Annotated in this window: 18 protein-coding genes; 14 read left to right on the top strand and 4 right to left on the bottom strand. The window is 48.7% G+C overall.

What is annotated here, in order from left to right:
• Nucleotides 1-11 precede the first annotated feature (11 nt).
• The 8 genes from ABEW73_RS03905 (at nt 12) to ABEW73_RS03870 (ending at nt 6,502) form a co-directional block, all read left to right on the top strand.
• Complete coding sequence (locus ABEW73_RS03905; protein WP_430161977.1) at nt 12-1,484, top strand: acetaldehyde dehydrogenase (acetylating); 1,473 nt, start codon at nt 12-14, stop codon at nt 1,482-1,484.
• Nucleotides 1,484-2,131, top strand: coding sequence for a phosphate propanoyltransferase (locus tag ABEW73_RS03900; protein WP_430161979.1), 648 nt, complete (start codon nt 1,484-1,486; stop codon nt 2,129-2,131). The genes ABEW73_RS03905 and ABEW73_RS03900 overlap by 1 nt, the downstream gene beginning before the upstream one ends.
• A 12-nt stretch (nt 2,132-2,143) precedes the next feature.
• The gene (locus ABEW73_RS03895) at nt 2,144-2,425 is read left to right on the top strand and encodes a BMC domain-containing protein (protein WP_430161981.1); all 282 of its coding nucleotides are present in this window, start codon (nt 2,144-2,146) and stop codon (nt 2,423-2,425) included.
• Between the two features lie 94 nt (nt 2,426-2,519).
• Nucleotides 2,520-2,801, top strand: coding sequence for an ethanolamine utilization microcompartment protein EutM (gene eutM, locus ABEW73_RS03890; RefSeq protein ID WP_138186176.1), 282 nt, complete (start codon nt 2,520-2,522; stop codon nt 2,799-2,801).
• Nucleotides 2,802-3,042: 241 nt separating this feature from the next.
• Complete coding sequence (locus ABEW73_RS03885) at nt 3,043-4,221, top strand: sensor histidine kinase (protein ID WP_430161984.1); 1,179 nt, start codon at nt 3,043-3,045, stop codon at nt 4,219-4,221.
• 7 nt (nt 4,222-4,228) lie between these two features.
• On the top strand, nt 4,229-4,984 hold the full coding sequence (locus ABEW73_RS03880) for a response regulator transcription factor (protein WP_430161986.1): 756 nt from the start codon (nt 4,229-4,231) through the stop codon (nt 4,982-4,984).
• Nucleotides 4,985-5,214: 230 nt separating this feature from the next.
• Nucleotides 5,215-6,210 (top strand): DMT family transporter, encoded by a 996-nt coding sequence (locus tag ABEW73_RS03875; RefSeq protein WP_430161988.1) that lies wholly within the window; start codon nt 5,215-5,217, stop codon nt 6,208-6,210.
• 4 nt (nt 6,211-6,214) lie between these two features.
• The gene (locus tag ABEW73_RS03870; RefSeq protein ID WP_430161990.1) at nt 6,215-6,502 is read left to right on the top strand and encodes a hypothetical protein; all 288 of its coding nucleotides are present in this window, start codon (nt 6,215-6,217) and stop codon (nt 6,500-6,502) included.
• A gap of 302 nt (nt 6,503-6,804) precedes the next feature.
• Here ABEW73_RS03870 and ABEW73_RS03865 read toward each other — a convergent pair whose 3' ends face one another.
• Complete coding sequence (locus tag ABEW73_RS03865; RefSeq protein ID WP_430161992.1) at nt 6,805-7,536, bottom strand: hypothetical protein; 732 nt, start codon at nt 7,534-7,536, stop codon at nt 6,805-6,807.
• A 171-nt stretch (nt 7,537-7,707) separates the two neighbouring features.
• Here ABEW73_RS03865 and ABEW73_RS03860 point away from each other — a divergent pair, with 171 nt between their 5' ends.
• Together ABEW73_RS03860 and ABEW73_RS03855 are read left to right on the top strand one after the other, a co-directional pair.
• Entirely contained in the window at nt 7,708-8,769 is a 1,062-nt protein-coding gene (locus ABEW73_RS03860; protein WP_430161994.1) for a suppressor of fused domain protein, read from the top strand.
• 151 nt (nt 8,770-8,920) lie between these two features.
• Nucleotides 8,921-9,904 carry a diaminopimelate dehydrogenase gene (locus ABEW73_RS03855; protein ID WP_430161996.1) on the top strand — a complete coding sequence of 328 codons (984 nt, stop codon included), beginning with the start codon at nt 8,921-8,923 and terminating at the stop codon, nt 9,902-9,904.
• A 51-nt stretch (nt 9,905-9,955) separates the two neighbouring features.
• On the opposite strand, the gene gdhA is transcribed toward ABEW73_RS03855, so the two are convergent.
• Nucleotides 9,956-11,335 carry an NADP-specific glutamate dehydrogenase gene (gene gdhA, locus ABEW73_RS03850; RefSeq protein ID WP_430161998.1) on the bottom strand — a complete coding sequence of 460 codons (1,380 nt, stop codon included), beginning with the start codon at nt 11,333-11,335 and terminating at the stop codon, nt 9,956-9,958.
• Between the two features lie 387 nt (nt 11,336-11,722).
• Here gdhA and ABEW73_RS03845 point away from each other — a divergent pair, with 387 nt between their 5' ends.
• Nucleotides 11,723-12,607, top strand: coding sequence for a hypothetical protein (locus tag ABEW73_RS03845; protein WP_430162000.1), 885 nt, complete (start codon nt 11,723-11,725; stop codon nt 12,605-12,607).
• A gap of 94 nt (nt 12,608-12,701) precedes the next feature.
• On the opposite strand, the gene ABEW73_RS03840 is transcribed toward ABEW73_RS03845, so the two are convergent.
• Nucleotides 12,702-13,538, bottom strand: coding sequence for a YitT family protein (locus ABEW73_RS03840; RefSeq protein ID WP_430162002.1), 837 nt, complete (start codon nt 13,536-13,538; stop codon nt 12,702-12,704).
• A gap of 318 nt (nt 13,539-13,856) precedes the next feature.
• On the opposite strand from ABEW73_RS03840, the gene ABEW73_RS03835 reads away from it, so the two are divergent.
• On the top strand, nt 13,857-14,621 hold the full coding sequence (locus ABEW73_RS03835) for an SDR family oxidoreductase (RefSeq protein WP_430162004.1): 765 nt from the start codon (nt 13,857-13,859) through the stop codon (nt 14,619-14,621).
• 84 nt (nt 14,622-14,705) lie between these two features.
• Complete coding sequence (locus tag ABEW73_RS03830; protein ID WP_430162006.1) at nt 14,706-15,242, top strand: SMI1/KNR4 family protein; 537 nt, start codon at nt 14,706-14,708, stop codon at nt 15,240-15,242.
• 89 nt (nt 15,243-15,331) lie between these two features.
• Here the strand turns inward: ABEW73_RS03830 and ABEW73_RS03825 are convergent, their stop codons facing one another.
• Nucleotides 15,332-15,670 carry a VOC family protein gene (locus ABEW73_RS03825; protein WP_430162008.1) on the bottom strand — a complete coding sequence of 113 codons (339 nt, stop codon included), beginning with the start codon at nt 15,668-15,670 and terminating at the stop codon, nt 15,332-15,334.
• 254 nt (nt 15,671-15,924) lie between these two features.
• On the opposite strand from ABEW73_RS03825, the gene ABEW73_RS03820 reads away from it, so the two are divergent.
• On the top strand, nt 15,925-17,541 hold the full coding sequence (locus ABEW73_RS03820) for a helix-turn-helix domain-containing protein (RefSeq protein ID WP_430162010.1): 1,617 nt from the start codon (nt 15,925-15,927) through the stop codon (nt 17,539-17,541).
• Nucleotides 17,542-17,635 lie beyond the last annotated feature (94 nt).

The following is a 17,635-nucleotide window of genomic DNA, read 5'->3' as shown; positions in this document are numbered from 1 at the left end:
GGATGTTTCACTTGGAAAATTATGATTATGACTTGCAATCGATTCAGGAAACCCGGGAATTGGCCCGTGCAGGAAAAGCTGCCACCGATATCCTTGCAGGGTACAATGCTGAACAGATTGATAAAATTGTACAAAACATGGTGCGGACAGCGGAGCTCAACGCCGCCGAACTGGCTGCGCTGGCAGTAGAAGAAACCGGATTTGGCAAAATTGAGGATAAAATCTTCAAAAACCGTCTGGCTTCCACGGAGCTGTATGAATCCATTCGGGATACGAAAACGATTGGGGTTATCCGCGAGGATAAGACCAATCAATTAATCGAGATTGCCGAGCCTGTCGGACTGCTCATGGGTATTATTCCATCAACCAATCCGACATCCACTACGATTTTCAAATCGATCATTGCGATAAAGGCTCGTAATGGAATCATCTTTTCGCCGCATCCTTCGGCAAAGAAATCCATCATGCGGGCCGCTGAACTTATGCACGCAGCCGCTGTCGAGGCAGGCGCTCCCGAAGGAATCATCGGCTGCGTTACCAAGCCTTCGATGCCGGCGACACAGGAACTGATGAAGTGCAATGAAATTGCCATGATTATCGCCACAGGCGGCTCGGCGATGGTGAAATCCGCCTACAGTGCGGGGAAACCGGCGCTAGGGGTGGGTCCGGGTAATGTACCGGCCTATATTGAACGCACCGCTGATATTCCTAAGGCAGTAGCTAATATCATTGCCAGCAAAACCTTCGATTACGGTACAATCTGCGCATCTGAACAGGCCGTTATCGTGGAAGAATGCATCCGTCCTCAGGTGATCGCGGAGTTTGAGCGTCAAGGCGGTTACTTTATGAATCAAGAGGAAACTGCCAAAGTCGCGTCCAAGCTGTTTGTTAAAGGCCATGCCATGAATTCAAGACTGGTGGGACGTTCACCTCAGGTGATCGCAGAAGCGGCCGGTATTCAAATTCCAGCAGAGGTCAAGGTGCTGTTAGGCGAACAGCAGGGCGTGGGAGAAAAATTCCCGCTGTCCTATGAAAAGCTGACTACCGTGCTGGCGTTCTACACTGTACAGGACTGGCGTGAGGCTTGTGATCTAAGTGTTCAGCTGCTGCGTAATGGAGGAATAGGTCATAGCTTCTCCATCCATACACAGAATCACGATATGGTCATGGAATTTGCGCAAAAACCTGTATTCCGCATTTTGGTAAATACAGGCTCCACTCAGGGCGGTGTGGGCGCAAGCACCGGGCTTGCCCCGGCCTTCACTTTGGGATGTGGAACCTGGGGGGGCAGCGCCACCTCGGATAATGTGGGACCACAGCACTTGATTAATATCAAGCGTGTGGCTTATGGCATTAAGGACTGTACAGCACAAAGCCCTTATTCTGCTCCCTCTCCGCAAGAGCCGAAGCAACAGGAGGATGCAATGCTGTTGAATCTGGTCGATGAGCTGGTGTCCATTTTGCAGAAAAGCGGTGACAGCTAATGGGGAACTATGATCAAGTACTATCTTTGTTAATGGAGGTTGTTTCCGGTGCTGGAAAGGCGGAACAAGAGCCGCGCACCATCCCTTTAGGGATTTCAAACCGCCATGTGCATCTGTCCCAGGCTGATGTGGAGACGCTCTTTGGAGCCGGATATACGCTATCCAAAATGCGTGATTTGTCCCAACCCGGACAGTATGCATGTAATGAAACCGTTACGGTCTGCGGTCCTAAGGGTGCAATTGAAAAGGTACGGGTTCTCGGACCAGTACGGAAACAGACCCAGGTAGAAGTTATGCGAGGAGACTGTTTTAAGCTGGGCGTGAAAGCTCCAGTGCGCTTATCCGGGGAGCTTGAAGGTACACCGGGCGTCACATTAGTTGGTCCAAAGGGAAGCGTATATATGATCTGCGGCTTGATGGTTGCCCAGCGTCACATTCATATGACGCCTGATGATGCCCTTTTCTTTGGCGTAACCGACGGAGAAATGGTCAGTATTCAATTTGATGGTCTCCGGGGCGGAGGGTACAATCAGGTCGCAATCCGGGTTAGCCGTGACGCCGCTCTCGACTGTCATATCGACGTCGAAGAGGCTAACGCGATGGATCTGACATCAACGTCTGTTGTCAAAATCATAAAAAATCGCTAGGAGGAAATGAACATGAGATCAGAAGCTCTTGGTTTGGTTGAAACAAAAGGTTTGGTAGGTTCTATCGAAGCAGCGGACGCTATGGTTAAAGCGGCCAACGTCACCCTGATTGGCAAAGAGATGGCAGGTGGCGGCCTTGTTACCGTGATGGTACGGGGCGATGTAGGTGCTGTGAAGGCGGCAACAGATGCCGGCGCCGCGGCCGCGAAGAATGTAGGGGAACTCGTGTCGGTACATGTGATTCCTCGTCCCCACAGCGAAGTGGAGAACATCCTTCCGTTCACTAAGGCATAATTCAAATATTGATAAAATAAGCCTGCTTCCGAAAGCAAGTTTTGTTCGGTAAGCTAGCGCTTCATTCTCACAAAACTTTTAGGAGGAATGTAACATGAAATCGGAAGCATTGGGTTTAATTGAAACAAAAGGTTTGGTAGGTTCTATCGAAGCAGCGGACGCTATGGTCAAAGCAGCCAATGTCACCCTGATTGGCAAAGAGATGGTAGGCGGCGGCCTTGTTACCGTAATGGTACGAGGCGATGTAGGTGCTGTGAAAGCGGCAACGGACGCTGGTGCCGCAGCCGCACAGCGTGTAGGGGAACTGATATCCGTACATGTGATTCCTCGTCCTCACAGTGAAGTGGAGCACATCCTTCCTGCCGCTAAGCTATAATTGATTTTGATACTCTGCAAAAGGCCAAAACTCGGTAAAACGGGTTTTGGCCTTTTTATTTTTGCCTGCGAAAGCCCGCTTCTAGAAGGGGGGGACTTCTATAAATAGGGTTTAGAGGAGGAGGGATGTACTATTTCCAAACAGGCTGAAAATTGCTATAATAGAGATGTTACTTTGTGAAAAATTTATCAAGAAACATCATTTTCCCATTCATTTTTCGGTGAAAGGGTGCAACGAGATTATGCTGAAAACCGATAATCCGATCGCAACAAAGGTATACGCACGATACAGCGGCATCCTGTCTCTTTCCAAGTTCTCGCTGCTGCTGCACGATAACAATGGAGACGTGCTGCTGGAGTTCAATCCGTCCCCTGATTTCTGCAGGCATATTTGCTGGGAGAATCCTACGCGACCTTGCGCGGATTATTTGAAGCGCTTTAATTCAGGCGAGCAGGGGAGATTTGTTTGCTGTTACGGCATGGAGAATATTTTGCTGCCCATTATGGTCGACGATGAGGTTGTTGGCTTCATATCGGGGATGCAGGCGTATTCCCAGGAAAGGGAATTTCAGAAGTATCTGATTAACACGGCGGAATTAGCTGAAATGAAGGGGCTGGATTTGGAGTTTGTCGCGAAGGTGATATCGGCTTTTCCAACCATTGACAAGGATCAAGCAGATATTCACGAGCAGCTTTGCCATCATATCGCAAGGAATATTGCGCTCGATATCGCCGAAAGCGCGCAGGACAACACAGGGATTATCAATCGTCTGTCTGCGGAAAAGGAAATATTGGAGAAGAAAGTGATTGACTTAGAAGCCAAAAATATGTCGCTCGTCATCAATCCACATTTCCTGTTTAATACGTTGAATTCCATTGCCCGCATTGCCTATTTCGAACACTCCCATACGACGGAGGAATTGATCTATTGCCTGTCCGACTTGCTGCGATACAATGTGAAGCAAGATGATCAGCTTCATACCATCGCATCTGAAATCGATAACATTGAGAAGTATTTGTATATACAAAAGGCGCGTTTCAAGAACCGTCTTCAGTATGAAATCATGGTTCCTAATGAATTAAAGGCTTATCGCATTCCGAATATGGTGATTCAGCCTATTGTGGAAAATGCAGTCATTCATGGAATTACCCCTAAGCGGGATGGAGGAACCGTTCGTCTGATTGCCGAAAAGTACAAAAATGATATCACCATTTCTGTTATAGACAATGGCAACGGGTTCTCACCGGAGGTACTCAAGCTCATTCATCAGCCGGACAGCAAGATCGGCGTGGGCTTCCGGAGCACCGATAGCCGTTTGAAGCGTTATTTCGGAGAAGAGTATGGGTTATCGATCGTGAAATCCGATTACAGCGGGAGCACGATTAACATCCGCATCCCCACCCAACCCAATGCGAGGTGATAATGCCATGAGTGTAGTTATGTTTGTTGAAGATGAACCGATAGAACAGGAATTTCTTCAATCCATCGCGCAGGAAATGCTAGGTGCTGAAGATAAGCTGCTTATTTGCGATACCGGTATACAAGCGATTAAGTTCGCCAAACAATATCGGCCGGATATTATTTTTATGGATATCATGCTGCCTGAAATGGATGGAATATCCTCGTTGCAGGAAATTCGCCGCTTTCTCCCTAACGCCTGCGTAACGATTTTGTCGGCCAGCTCGGATTTCTCCTATGCACAGGCGGCAATCAGTCTGCAGGTAAACGAATATTTGCTAAAGCCGGTCAAGCCGGAAAAATTGCGGCAAATGATTCGCAAGGGGCTGGAGAAGGCTGCTCAATCAGAAGAAGATGGTGTAACCGAAACGTATCAGATAGAATCGGCTCAAGAATGTCAGCGCTTTATTCAAGAAGCCGTCGATTATATTCAGCAGAATTACAAAGATAAGCTGACCCTGCAAATGGTAGCGAGTCATGTGTACATGAATGCCCAATATTTTAGCCGCATATTCAAAAGGGAGCTCGGCGTTACTTATACGGATTATGTGAACAAGCTCAAGATTGCACATGCCTGCAAGCTGCTTGAGACTACCGGGTATCCCGCCTATCGCATCTCCACAGAATGCGGCTTTACCGATCCGTCTTATTTCAACCGGGTATTCTACAAGCAAATGAATATGACGCCGAAGGAATACAAAAAAAGCGTTCTAGCTCGAGTTTAAAAAAACACTCTATAGATAGAATTAAGGAAACTTCCCCCGACTAAGTGTTGGGTGGGAGTTTTTTTTATTTACGATGTCGTCCTAAAAGTACGAAAAGTACCAGATTGGAGAAAAAAGTGATTCCGGAAGTCCAACAAGAGGTACGGTTAGTGACAGGCGCATTGGCAGCTTTGCTATACAATGAAGATACATCTACAAAGACAAATCTACTTAACAGAGGTGTATGGACGATGAGGGAAGCAGTGGCTTCTGCCGGCATGCTGAAACAAAAGATGAATAGTCGTTTCCGAAGAAATGGAATCGCTTACGGACTGATTTCCGGGTTAACGTTCGGCCTTTACAGTACCGTTGTTGCCCTGGCCATGATGAAGGAGCCTTTTCTGGGGGTCGTAGGAGCGTTTGCGGCGCCTATCGTGGCATCGGCGATCAATGATGCTTTGGCGGCAATCTGGCTTTTGATCTGGAACTTCAAGAAAGGGATGATCAAAGAAATCGGTCGCAGTCTAGTAACAATACCGGGGTTGATGGTCGCAATTGCCGCGGTGTTTGGCGGTCCAATCGCTAACGGGGCCTATCTAGTTGGAATTGATATGGCTGGAGCGGCGGCTATTCCAATTTCGGCGCTTTGTCCGATGTTTGGTGCTATTTTCGCGCGAATGTTTCTGAAGCAGAAGATTGATAAACGGGTGGCCGTCGGCATGTTCATCTGTGTTATCGGAGCGGCGCTCATTTCTTATGTTAAGCCTGAAGGTGGAGTGGATAATTTCACACTAGGCATTATTTTTGCTCTGGTGGCCGCACTTGGCTGGGGATTGGAAGGCGTATTTGCTACTTTCGGGATGTCTATGCTTGATTCCAATATCGCCATTACCATTCGCGAGGGCGTTTCCGGACTCGTATATATTGCTGTGCTGATCCCGATCTTCAGCGCGACAGATCTCTTTACTTCCGTACTTGGCTCCGTGTCGCCTATGCTCATTATCGCGGCTGCGGCCCTGTTTACGGCAATCTCTTTCCTGACATGGTATATGGCCAATAGTATGGTTGGTGTTGCTGTCGGAATGTCGCTCAACATTACCTATGTACTGTGGGGGGTTGTCTTTGCCGCTATCTTCCTCGGCAGTTCGTTGACTCCTACTATAATTGCCGGCGCAGTTATTATTACACTTGGAGCGCTTTTAGTTTCGATGAATCCAATGGATCTGTTCAAAAAGAAGGAGGCGTAAGCAAATGCCATTGTTGCCGATTCGCTCCCGGGTGCTGCTTTTCATGTCCACTGTGCAGCAAGCAAATATTGATGATGCAATGGACGCTTTGAAAAGCGAATACGGTGGAGAACGTCAATTTACAAGAGCAAACTTTCTGGATCATATGCTGTCTTTGCAGGCAAACGGATTGATCGACGAGGTCCAATACGAGCTGGATGCTAACGGGGAATTATGTATGTACTATGCAATCAACAATGAGGGAATCCATACGATCAATAAATATTTGCCTAAAAAGTGGACGCAAAACTAAGAACAATCTCATACAACCCGGCCTAAGGCCGGGTTCAGATTGAAACGAACTCCCGTGAACTACTGTATCGCGGGAGTTATTTATATTCAGAATCAGAGTAGTATGACTGTCTCACATCGCTTGGTGTCTCGTCCAGCGGCAGTTGGACCAAGACAAAAAGGACCAGCGGTTAGCGTACTCCTCGCCGATACCGCTTTGTCGTAGCTGCTCATCGGGTTGGTGTCGTAGCAACGCCGCATGAGCGTTCATTCAATAACAAGTGCTATCTCTACCGGGTTCTTTGACGATTGTATTGGGCAAGGTTATTTTAATGGAACCTGCTTGGACAATGCTTCAAATTGCTCCAGGTGAGGAGCCACTTTAGTTTGAATGCTCTTGAAATATTGGATTGCGGCGTCATTTTGACGCTGTTCAGCTGCCGAGTTGGCAGGGAAAATCGAAGATTTTTTATTGATGGCGCCGTTTCTGTAATGAACGCTGAACATCGTTCCGGCGGCCCAGGCTTTCTTCATGTTTTGATTGAAGCCCATGATTTCGAGCGATTCCTTGCCTTTCTTGTAGGTAAAGCTGTAGTCGGGATCCGCGATGGCATGAATGACATCGTATCCACTTTGGAAGACGCCTGCCTGGAATGTCCCTTTCTGGATCTGATTCCATCGGACGGACCCGTCAGGCAATGTCACCTTATGCGTCAGGATGCCTTCGCCATCCATTTTGTCGTTGCTCCAGCGGCCGGTGTATACCACCTTATGTGCTTCACCGTCTACTTGATATTCGTTCATGTATTTACCGTTTCCGGCGCGCTTCCCGTTAATGAATTCGCCGGAATATTGTTTGCCATTTCCCCACTTGATTGTACCGCGTCCATTGGGCTGGCCGTTGGCTGCTTCACCGTAATAGGACGTCCGTTCGGAGATCTGTATCCATTCTTTGGCTGAGGCCGCATTGACGGATACCGGCAGCGAAGCTAGTGAAGAGGCCATAATCGAAGCTGAGAGTGTTAAGGTTACGGATAATGCCGTTATTTTTTTCATGAACATGTAGGCTCCTTTATTAATATGGTTCTATTATACTCTTCGCTGGTTACTTCTTCATTCCTCTATATGTCCTATATAATGAAGCGGAAGAGGATGGTGATTTGAATGATTGAGCCTTTTCGGATACGGTTTAATTTTTGAGGTAAACGATAACGGGAGGGAACAGGATTGACACATGAAGAAAACGCCGCAGGTTGGGACGCGATTGATGAGCAGCTGCTGAAGCTTTACGGGGAGCAGGAGCCGAAACATTACGGGGCTCTAATTCCTTATGCCCTTGGAGGACCCGATCCGCTGAATGGAATCAGCGCTTATACATCGAATGCCCCAAGTCCGCATTGGCATGTGGTTACTTATGGCTTTAGCGAGCTGTATGACAAGGAATCGGACAATCTGGAGGAGAGCGGTTACGGATTCGAATTGACGTTCAGGCTGGCTAAGGGGGAGGATGAGGAAGAGCCGCCGGCGTGGGCGCTAAATCTGCTTCAGAACATGGGGAGATACGTGTTTAACAGCGGGAACGTTTTTCGCTCGGGGGATTATTTGGATGCTAATGGGCCGATTTGCCTGGGAGCCGATACGAAATTGACCGCACTCGCCTTCACCCTGGATCCCGAGCTGCCGGGGATGGATACGCCGAATGGTCGGGTAGAATTCCTGCAGATGGTTGGCATCACACGTGAAGAACTCGAGGCGATGCAGACATGGAATACGCTTGGCGTATTACAAGCATGTGCAGAGTATATGCCGCAATATATAACGGATCTGGATCGGGATTCGCTCCTGAATGTATCTTCGATTTCGGAAGCCGTTGACCGAGGGACAAAACAAGAGGGCTCGAACACCGGATTTCTCTACGTGAGCCAGCTGGCTTTTGAACCGGGAAAGAAGGGCTGGTTAAGCAAAACTCCGGCTACATTACAAATAGGCGCCAAGCAGGCCGAAATTATCGGGAAGCTGCTGCAGGGCCGAATTCTGAAGGATAAGAAACTGAGCCTTGTAGGTTCGGATGTTCGGGTCGTATTTGAGCCGGGGGAAGAGAGCCGCTGGACTGCGGAGGACGGAGATGTTACCCTGGTTTTGGACGATCGGACCGCGAGTGAATTCTCAAGCCGATTGCTGCCGCAGGTCAGCACTTTCGAGCTTTCTGGTTTGAAGGGAATCCGGATTGAGGTCCTGAAGACAGAAATCAAGGATCAAGAAGGAAACGTTGTTCAAGTTATTGGATAGCACGGTGAAAAATAAGAATAACTCAGATAGAAACAATTTCCTGTCCATATAAAATAGTTTACAATTTGAGTGATGTCTATATACTTATACTTTAAAGCGGTACATAAACATCATGCTACAGGGAAATGGTTCTGACAAAGGGAGGATTACATTGAAAGCATCTATTAAAGTAGGGATCGTAGGTTATGGAAACTTGGGCAAAGGCGTACAGAAAGCCATCGGGCAAAATCCGGATCTGGAGCTAGTAGCCATCTTCACGCGCAGAGACCCGCAGCAAATGCCGGCCAATTCCGGTGCTCGTTTCGAGCATATATCAGCGGCAGAGCAGTATATCGGCAAGATTGATGTTATGATTCTGTGCGGCGGTTCGGCTACAGATTTGCCTGAGCAAACGCCACAGCTTGCCAGCATGTTCAATACGGTAGACAGCTTTGACACACACGCGAAAATCCCTGAGTTTTTCGAGGAAGTCAACAAAGCGGCGATGGGCGGAGGCCGTGTCAGCGTCATCTCGACGGGCTGGGATCCGGGCTTGTTCTCCATGAATCGTCTGCTTGCTGAAGCGATTTTGCCGGAAGGAAAAGATTATACCTTCTGGGGCAAAGGCGTGAGCCAGGGCCACTCGGATGCCATCCGTCGTGTTCCCGGGGTGAAGGCAGGCGTTCAATATACGGTTCCAGTAGAAGAGGTTATCAACCAAATCCGTGCCGGTGAAACACCGGAGCTCGCCACGCGCGAGAAGCACCGGAGAGATTGCTTCGTTGTCGCGGAAGAAGGTGCGGACCAAGAGCAGATCCGTCAAACGATTGTGTCGATGCCTAACTATTTTGCCGATTACGATACAACCGTAACTTTCATTACGCAAGAAGAGCTTGAGGCTGAGCATGCAGGCATGCCTCATGGCGGATTTGTCATTCGCAGCGGCGTAACCGGAAGCGGAAATAAACAAATTGTTGAATTTGGCCTGAAGCTCGACAGCAACCCGGAATTTACGGCCAGTGTGCTGGTATCTTATGCAAGAGCTGCCCATCGTTTGAGCAGAGAGGGACAGCAAGGCGCCAAGACGGTGTTTGATATCCCGCTGGGATACTTATCTCCAAAATCGGCCGAAGAGCTCCGCAGCGAGCTTCTATAAGCTGTAAGAAGCCCTACCGCATATGCGGTAGGGCTTCTTTTTGTTTCTTATTTATACGATACCTTGTGCGATCATGGCATCAGCCACTTTGATAAATCCTGCGATGTTGGCACCAGCCACAAGATTGCCGGCTACGCCATACTCCTCTGCAGCTTCTACGGCACTGCTGTAGATGTTTTTCATGATCTGATGCAGCTTCGCATCCACCTCTTCAAAGGTCCATGACATTCTCATGCTGTTCTGGCTCATCTCCAGCGCGGATACGGCAACCCCGCCTGCATTGGCGGCTTTAGCCGGTCCGAACAGCACGCCGTTGCTGATGAACTGCTCAATCGCTTCCAGCGTAGAAGGCATATTGGCTCCCTCACCGATGGCTTTTACACCATTCATGATGAGTGTTTTCGCTGCTTCTTCATCCAGCTCATTCTGCGTGGCGCAAGGAAGTGCGATATCGCATGGAATGGTCCAGATGCCGGTGCAGCCTTCGGTATATTCGGCATGCGGGTGAATCTTGACGTATTCACTGATCCGCAGGCGATCCCGTTCCTTCAGCAGCTTGACGGTTTCGAGGTTAATTCCGTCCGGATCATACAGGTATCCGTTGGAATCACTGCAGGCGATGACGTGTGCACCGAGCTGCTGTGCTTTTTCAATTGCGTAGATGGAGACGTTGCCCGAGCCGGACACCACGACGCGGCTGTCTTTGAAGCTAAGGTCTTGCGAGGCCAGCATCTCCTGTACGAAGTAGACGCAGCCGTAGCCGGTTGCTTCCGTACGGGCCAGGCTTCCGCCATAGATGACGCCTTTGCCTGTCAGCACGCCGGCCTCATGTCCGCCGCGGATCCGCTTGTATTGGCCGAACATATAACCGATCTCGCGAGCGCCGACACCGATATCGCCGGCAGGCACATCGGAATCAGGTCCGATATGGCGGTACAGCTCGGTCATGAAGCTCTGGGTAAAACGCATGACTTCCTGATCGGACTTGCCTTTCGGATCGAAATCCGAACCGCCCTTGCCGCCGCCGATGGGCTGGCCTGTGAGCGCATTTTTGAAGATTTGTTCAAAACCAAGGAATTTGACGATACCGGCATACACCGAAGGATGGAACCGGATGCCGCCTTTGTACGGACCCAGCGCGCTGTTAAATTGGACACGGAACCCGCGGTTTACTTGGGTTTTGCCTTGATCATCCACCCATGGGATACGGAAGGTGATCATTCGTTCAGGCTCCACGAGGCGTTCCAGAATACCGTGTTCCCGATATTTCGGATGCTGGGCTAAAACAGGGACGAGGGAATCTACAAATTCACGGACGGCTTGATGAAACTCTTGCTCATGCGGATCTCGAGCCACCACTTGGTTATAGATGGATTCCACATAGTCTTTCGCGGCAGTAAGGGGTGAAGAAACAGAAATATTCGTAGTCACTTTTGCGATGCACTCCTTCAAATCGTTAAAGTAGAATTGCGTGATAAATCGTCTGTTTTGCGGGAAAGGTAGCCTGTCTCGGACAATTTGTACTAAAACATTAAAAGTTTGCACTCAGCATTTTTAAGTTAAAAAGAATTGTATAGAATCTTGCCTCGTATTACCAATAAAATGTTTTTTGCGAACTCATTAAATATTTCTATAAAGTTGTCATTTGGTGTAAGTTAATAAGCTACAACTCCGTGTTTCATGTAGCGAAAATACAAAAAATAATCCGAATTTGTCATGGGAAAATGCAAATAAAAGGAACTTAAGCTTCAACTTTTTCGGCATGTTAAGCGTCAGAGGTTATGGAAGACTTGGAATCTTATTACAGGAGCTGAAGGCATGAAAAGGTTATCGGCAGCGATGTTTATTTTGGCAATAAGTTTGACGGCATGCGCGGATCCGGAGATGGAGCAGGTCGAAGCCCCACCCGTTTCGAACGTGAAGCCGGAGCCAGATATAAAGGATGAGCAGCCCTTGGTGGTCCATGATGTGGCTGCTTTACAGGAAGGGACCTTCGCTTTTGCCGACGAGACGGGGCATAGGCTGTTGGTAGACCCGGATGCGGCTATCCAAGATGAGCAAGCTTCGCTGATTGCCATCGGTCAGGGAGGCGTGGTGCTTCCGGTTCAATATGCCGACTTGCAGCAAGTCACGGGGAAAGATAACGGCAGGCAAACCGCACAGAATTTCAGCCATCAGGCAGGACAATTGTATGAGGTGAGCGAAGGGGCCGCAGAACCGAATGCCACCTATTTTATCATCCCAAAACGCCATCTCCCGGCAGAAGCCTTAATGACTATCCAACCGGCAAATCCGGAGGAGATCAATGGACAGGAGCTGCAGAACATCAAGGACAGCAAGGGGAGAGAAGTAGACAAGGCATGGCCGATTGTTCAACTTCCTGAAGGGGAGTCCCTCTATCTGGTGCAGTTCGTCAGACAAGGTGACGATATGCTGGCAAGCCTGGCGCTGAAACGTGACAGCGGCTGGTTATATTATGATTATCCGGCGAAGTTTGATCCGAGCTCTACATGGAGAGTGGATGATCAAGGGGAGGTGCGACCGGAGATGTTCTCTTTTCTATTTGCGGCAAAATCGGAGCTAGGCTTTGTGTTGGGCGTCCAATGGATGGGCTCGGAAGGAGAGAATGTTTCGCTTCTGTCCGTGTCGGAAGATGCCATTACGGATCTTGGGCTGACGTACGGAAGATATATGTCTCCCTAATAAGGCGAAGATAAAGCTGAGTATAATGAAAAAAGATCGAAACATGCCCAAACGGCTGTTTCGATCTTTTTTCGTATAAAGGATAAGTCCGCTCTTATTTTGAAATATCAATAAATCCTTCGCCAAACACGTCGCGTACGTCATGGATCGTGACAAAAGCGTTTTTGTCTTCGGCACGGACGATTTTTTTGAGCATGGAGACTTCCTGTTTACTGATGACGATGTAGAGCACATCTTTAGTCTGACCGGTGTAATATCCATAACCCCGGAGGACAGTCACCCCGCGGTCCATAATCTCCGTAACCCGAATCGCGATGCGGTCATGATGGGTCGAGATGATGGTAACGGCCTTTTTGGGATTCAAGCCTTCAATAATAAACTCCATCGCCTTGGTGCCGATATAGAGGATGACCACGGTGAACATCACCTTCTCGATCCCGATAACAAAGACGGACAGTCCGGCCACGATCAGGTCAAAGAACAGCAGGGCATAACTGATATTCCAATCCCAATATTTATTAGCCAGACGGGCCAATATCACCGTACCTGCCGTCGTGCCGCCCACCCGGACGATAAGTCCAATCCCGACGCCGGCAAACAGCCCGGCAAATATGGCATTGATCACCGGCTCATTCGAAGCGATGCTCCAGTTCTCCGTCAAATGAAGGAACAGAGAGTGAAAGGCAACAACGATAATGGTATAGACCGTCGTTTTTTTATCCAGAAGCTTGTAGCCGATAATCAGCAAAATCCCGTTAATCACCATGCCGACCAGCGCCGGGGACCATTTCAGCACATAAAACAGAATGATCGAGATCCCGGTAACGCCGCCTTCGCCAAAATCGTTGGGAATGACGAATAAATTGACGGCCAGCGCAAAAATAAATGCCCCGATGAGCAGCATGATCATATCAAACGCTCTTTTTTTCATACGATATACCTCCATGACTTTCAACAAGCTCACAAAAAAAGCGACTAAAGGAAAAAATCATCCTTTAATCGCTTTATGCAAACACAGGTTGCGCAGCTCTTTTGATATTCTCATTATAATAATCATTACATGGAATGTAAATGATTATTAATTCACTAAGCGTAGGAGACGACGCAAATGCCTACGTTTTAGCCCCTTTACAAGTGGGGCATTTTTTATGGGGTTTATCGAGAGGACGACGAGAATAGGAGCGCAACATTTCGAAAGGGGGCCTGTGATAAAACTAAAAGTGAAAGAAAAAGAGGAGATGATGAGAACATGAATACATTGACGGGAAAAGTTGCTTTGGTTACGGGCTCCAGCCGAGGCATTGGACGTGCCATCGCGATACGATTGGCAAAGGAAGGTGCGTTGGTAGCCGTTCACTATGGCAAGAACTATGAGGCGGCGGAAGAGGTCGTCAGCGAGATAATGCAGGCCGGAGGAGAAGCTTTCTTGGTAGGAGCGGATCTTGCCTTCTTGGATGGGATAAGTGCCCTGTACGAGACGCTGGATGAGACGTTGAAAGCACGAACCGGTAATACGCATTTCGATATCCTGGTCAACAACGCAGGGATCGGTCTTGTGGAAACCATCGAGGAGACCTCGGAGGAAAGCTTGGATGAAGTGATGCGAATGAACGTGAAGTCGCCATTCTTCATGATTCAGCAGGCTCTCCCACGCCTTCGAGACGATGGGCGCATTATCAATTTATCTTCTGCGGTCACCCGAATCTCCTTGCCCAATATTCCGGCGTATACGATGACGAAGGGGGCCATCAATGCGCTGACCCTCTCCCTGTCGAGCCAGCTGGGTTCCCGCGGGATCACGATCAATGCGATACAGCCCGGATTCGTTGCTACCGACATGAATGCCGCCATGCTTCAGGACCCAGGCTCGTTCCAATTCGGAGCCGGTTATTCGATCTTTGGAAGATGGGGAGAGCCTGGGGATATCGCAGATATTGCAGCATTTCTGGCTTCTTCGGACAGCCGTTGGATCACCGGTCAATGCATCGATGCCAGTGGAGGATCCCATCTGTAATGACTGCTTCCTCTTCCCGATATTTCCATTATAATGATTGGAGAAGATCCAAGGCAGGAAGTACCAGGATGGAGGTAGGCTAAGATGTGGAATATCGATTTTGAGCAGCAGTATGACAAACGTTCCGGCGCGACCGGTGAACAAATGGCTCGTTTTGTTAGGGAGTGGAATACGGAGCTGTCCACGCAAGAAATGGATGAAATCAAGGGAAGACAAGTGAATCCTTTTCACAAAACGTCTCCCTTTTACGATCAGTATACGCCGCTCGATCCTGCAGGCTGGAAGCTGCCCCAGAGGAATTTCCCCGCAAGCTATTTGGACTTATTGAAGTATTCCAACGGCGGGGAATTTCAACAGGGAGAACGTCTTTTCCAGTTCTTTAGCACGGATGATCTGAGGGAGATGAACCTGGCTTACGAGCTGCCGGAGTATATGCCGAATGCGGTGTCGTTTGCGATGGATGGAAGCGGAAATCATTATATGTTCGATATGAGGGAAGAGCCGGTAAACGGTGAATATCCGATTCTGTTCGCGCATTCCGGCAGCTTGGGCTATAAGGACTGCGATCGGGTTGCGGATTCTTTTCTCGCGTTATGCACGGAGACATGGGAGCTTTATTGAGCCTGACATAACATAAGAGCCCACGCGTGATGCGTGGGCTTTTGCATTTTAGCGGATGAGGAATGGCGCGTCCCATGTAAGGATGATGATTAAGCCAGAACTTCGACTGTAAAACCGCCCGGGGCCTTAATGTAAAATGTCCATCCGTGGGCTCTTTGGGGCGGCTCGACATCGAAACCATCATCCTTTAGACGCTGATAGAGTTCGTTTACCTTCGCTTCGCTTTCCTGAATAAAGCCAATATGAAACGTCTTGGGGTAGTTAACCTCGGTACCCCGCATTAAGGTCAGCACCATTCCTTGATCGTCAAACAGCGCTGCAAACGATTTACCGCGTTCGCCTCCAATTTTGAGTCCAAAATAGGTTTGCAAAAATTCCTTTGCCGCAGTTACATCAGTGACAGTGAGATTAAGATGGTTCAGTATCATATCGTGCACACTTCCTCTCTGTGGAATTAGTGGTTCTGAATTCAAGCGTAGCACATTGAAGCAAGTGGAGAGCTTATGCAGGTTTAGGGCAGGAATGGTCGGCGAAACCCGTCACAGAAGTCGAATGTTTTAAATAAGGCTTCGCCATGATTGCTAAGTATGAAATGGATTTAACGTAACAGATAGAGCAAAGCATCTGGTATAATAACATCACATTAATTGATAATGATTATCATAATCAAGGAGGGTATTCCGTGTCACTACCTATAACGACTAAACTTCCCCCTCATTTTTTTCACGTACCTACTCGTTTAATGGGATTGGATGAAGAGATTCCGAACGTCAGCGGAAATCATCAAGAGCAGAGCTATCGCATCGTGATCATCCAGGAGGGAGAGGGCCTGCTTCATGCGGATGAGCGATCCTATCCGGTTTTCAGAGGAAGCGTATTTGGTTCCGGCAGCCTAACGGAACTCAAGCTGGAATCCATAAGATTAACGCCTTTACGGGGGCTTTATATGGAATATCGATGCTTATGTATAGATAACAGCGCATCTTACGGACTTGAATGTAATGTTCCGATTCATGATATTCCGTCCGAGATTTTACGGTTGGCCGGAGAACTTGAGAGCATCTGGGGAGGTGCGGATCACGGGGAGCCTTTTCAACTGCAGCATCTGTTCATTAAACTGCTGCAAGAGATCCATGCGGAGACGATATCCAGATCTTCTTCACAGCAACGATCTTGGGTGGAACAAGCCCTGCAGTATATGGAAGAGAACTACTATAAAGATCTGACAAGAGAGCAGATGGCCGCTAGGGCGGGTGTTAGTCCGGAGCATTTCTCGCGTAAGTTTCGCAAGCATGCCGGACGTACCTTTAATGAATACTTGACCCTGTTTCGAATACGCAAAACGCAAGAACGACTGTTGACCGGATCGCAAGATTTAAATACACTGGCGCAGGAAGTAGGGTATAACGAGGGCCTGTACCTCAGCCGTAAATTCAAGGAAGCCGTAGGCATGTCTCCTACGGCTTATAAACGTAAACCGAAGCGAATCACCGCGTTGAACCTAAACCATACGGCATCCTTGTTAGCCCTTGGCGTTACACCCGAGCTGGGGGTGTATACCCCTTGGCTTCAGCAGACCCCATACAGCAATCATCTGAGTGCAGACCATCGTTTCGACCCGTATGCTCTCGCATTCGATCATTACTATGAGACGATAGCTTCATCCAATCCGGATCTGATCATCAGCTACGATTCGGCAATTGAGAACAAGGCGCTGCTCGATTTGGCGCCTGTCCTGGAGCTGCCGTTCAAGACGATGAGCTGGCGCGAGCAATTCCGCTTCATCGCTTCCGCCTTAGATAAAGATGCGGCAGCGGAGGAATGGATATCACGATACGACGAACGGGTCGATCACTCGAATGAGGTACTCAATGGAGTGCTTCGTAAGCGGGGAAGCGCCGTCGTCTGGGAATTTTGCGCGGATACAGCCTATTGCTTCAGCGGCAGTTTTGGCAGAGGGAGCCAGATTCTATACGACGATATTGGATTTCATCCGCCTGCCGGGCTGGTGGATGAAGGGCTCCATCGCCGCGGATATGTGGAAGCGGCAATCGGCAAGGTCGCTTCTTACGCGGCCGATCATATATTCATAACGTCATTACCTAACCATCCCCACGGTCTGGAGCGCGTCAAAGCATTGTTCAGATCACCGGATTGGCGGCATTTGGATGCGGTACGGCACAATCGAGTCTATGTTCTGAATCAACCGGAATTATTCTTCGGATATGATCCCATCTCCTCGCAAGCACAGCTTCGCGAATTAATGAAAGTGCTGACAGGACATCATAAATTTGCATGAGTAGACATCATTTTAAGGCATAGCCATTGGAGGGGACAGGAGGTAAAGTTTATATGAGAATGATTATCGTTATCGATATATAAGGGGGATATAA

Source organism: Paenibacillus lautus (assembly GCF_050482385.1).
GTDB lineage: Bacteria > Bacillota > Bacilli > Paenibacillales > Paenibacillaceae > Paenibacillus_AQ > Paenibacillus_AQ lautus_B.
This window is presented reverse-complemented; position numbering and strand designations above follow the sequence as displayed.

What these genes read in the sequence shown, in the direction of transcription:
- ABEW73_RS03875 (WP_430161988.1), top strand. Translation starts at nt 5,215, where the DNA reads ATGAGGGAAGCAGTGGCTTCTGCCGGCATGCTGAAACAAAAGATGAAT.
- ABEW73_RS03865 (WP_430161992.1), bottom strand. Translation starts at nt 7,536, where the DNA reads ATGAAAAAAATAACGGCATTATCCGTAACCTTAACACTCTCAGCTTCG.
- ABEW73_RS03885 (WP_430161984.1), top strand. Translation starts at nt 3,043, where the DNA reads ATGCTGAAAACCGATAATCCGATCGCAACAAAGGTATACGCACGATAC.
- ABEW73_RS03825 (WP_430162008.1), bottom strand. Translation starts at nt 15,670, where the DNA reads ATGATACTGAACCATCTTAATCTCACTGTCACTGATGTAACTGCGGCA.
- ABEW73_RS03870 (WP_430161990.1), top strand. Translation starts at nt 6,215, where the DNA reads ATGCCATTGTTGCCGATTCGCTCCCGGGTGCTGCTTTTCATGTCCACT.
- ABEW73_RS03835 (WP_430162004.1), top strand. Translation starts at nt 13,857, where the DNA reads ATGAATACATTGACGGGAAAAGTTGCTTTGGTTACGGGCTCCAGCCGA.
- ABEW73_RS03900 (WP_430161979.1), top strand. Translation starts at nt 1,484, where the DNA reads ATGGGGAACTATGATCAAGTACTATCTTTGTTAATGGAGGTTGTTTCC.
- eutM (WP_138186176.1), top strand. Translation starts at nt 2,520, where the DNA reads ATGAAATCGGAAGCATTGGGTTTAATTGAAACAAAAGGTTTGGTAGGT.
- ABEW73_RS03840 (WP_430162002.1), bottom strand. Translation starts at nt 13,538, where the DNA reads ATGAAAAAAAGAGCGTTTGATATGATCATGCTGCTCATCGGGGCATTT.
- ABEW73_RS03830 (WP_430162006.1), top strand. Translation starts at nt 14,706, where the DNA reads ATGTGGAATATCGATTTTGAGCAGCAGTATGACAAACGTTCCGGCGCG.
- ABEW73_RS03895 (WP_430161981.1), top strand. Translation starts at nt 2,144, where the DNA reads ATGAGATCAGAAGCTCTTGGTTTGGTTGAAACAAAAGGTTTGGTAGGT.
- ABEW73_RS03845 (WP_430162000.1), top strand. Translation starts at nt 11,723, where the DNA reads ATGAAAAGGTTATCGGCAGCGATGTTTATTTTGGCAATAAGTTTGACG.
- ABEW73_RS03880 (WP_430161986.1), top strand. Translation starts at nt 4,229, where the DNA reads ATGAGTGTAGTTATGTTTGTTGAAGATGAACCGATAGAACAGGAATTT.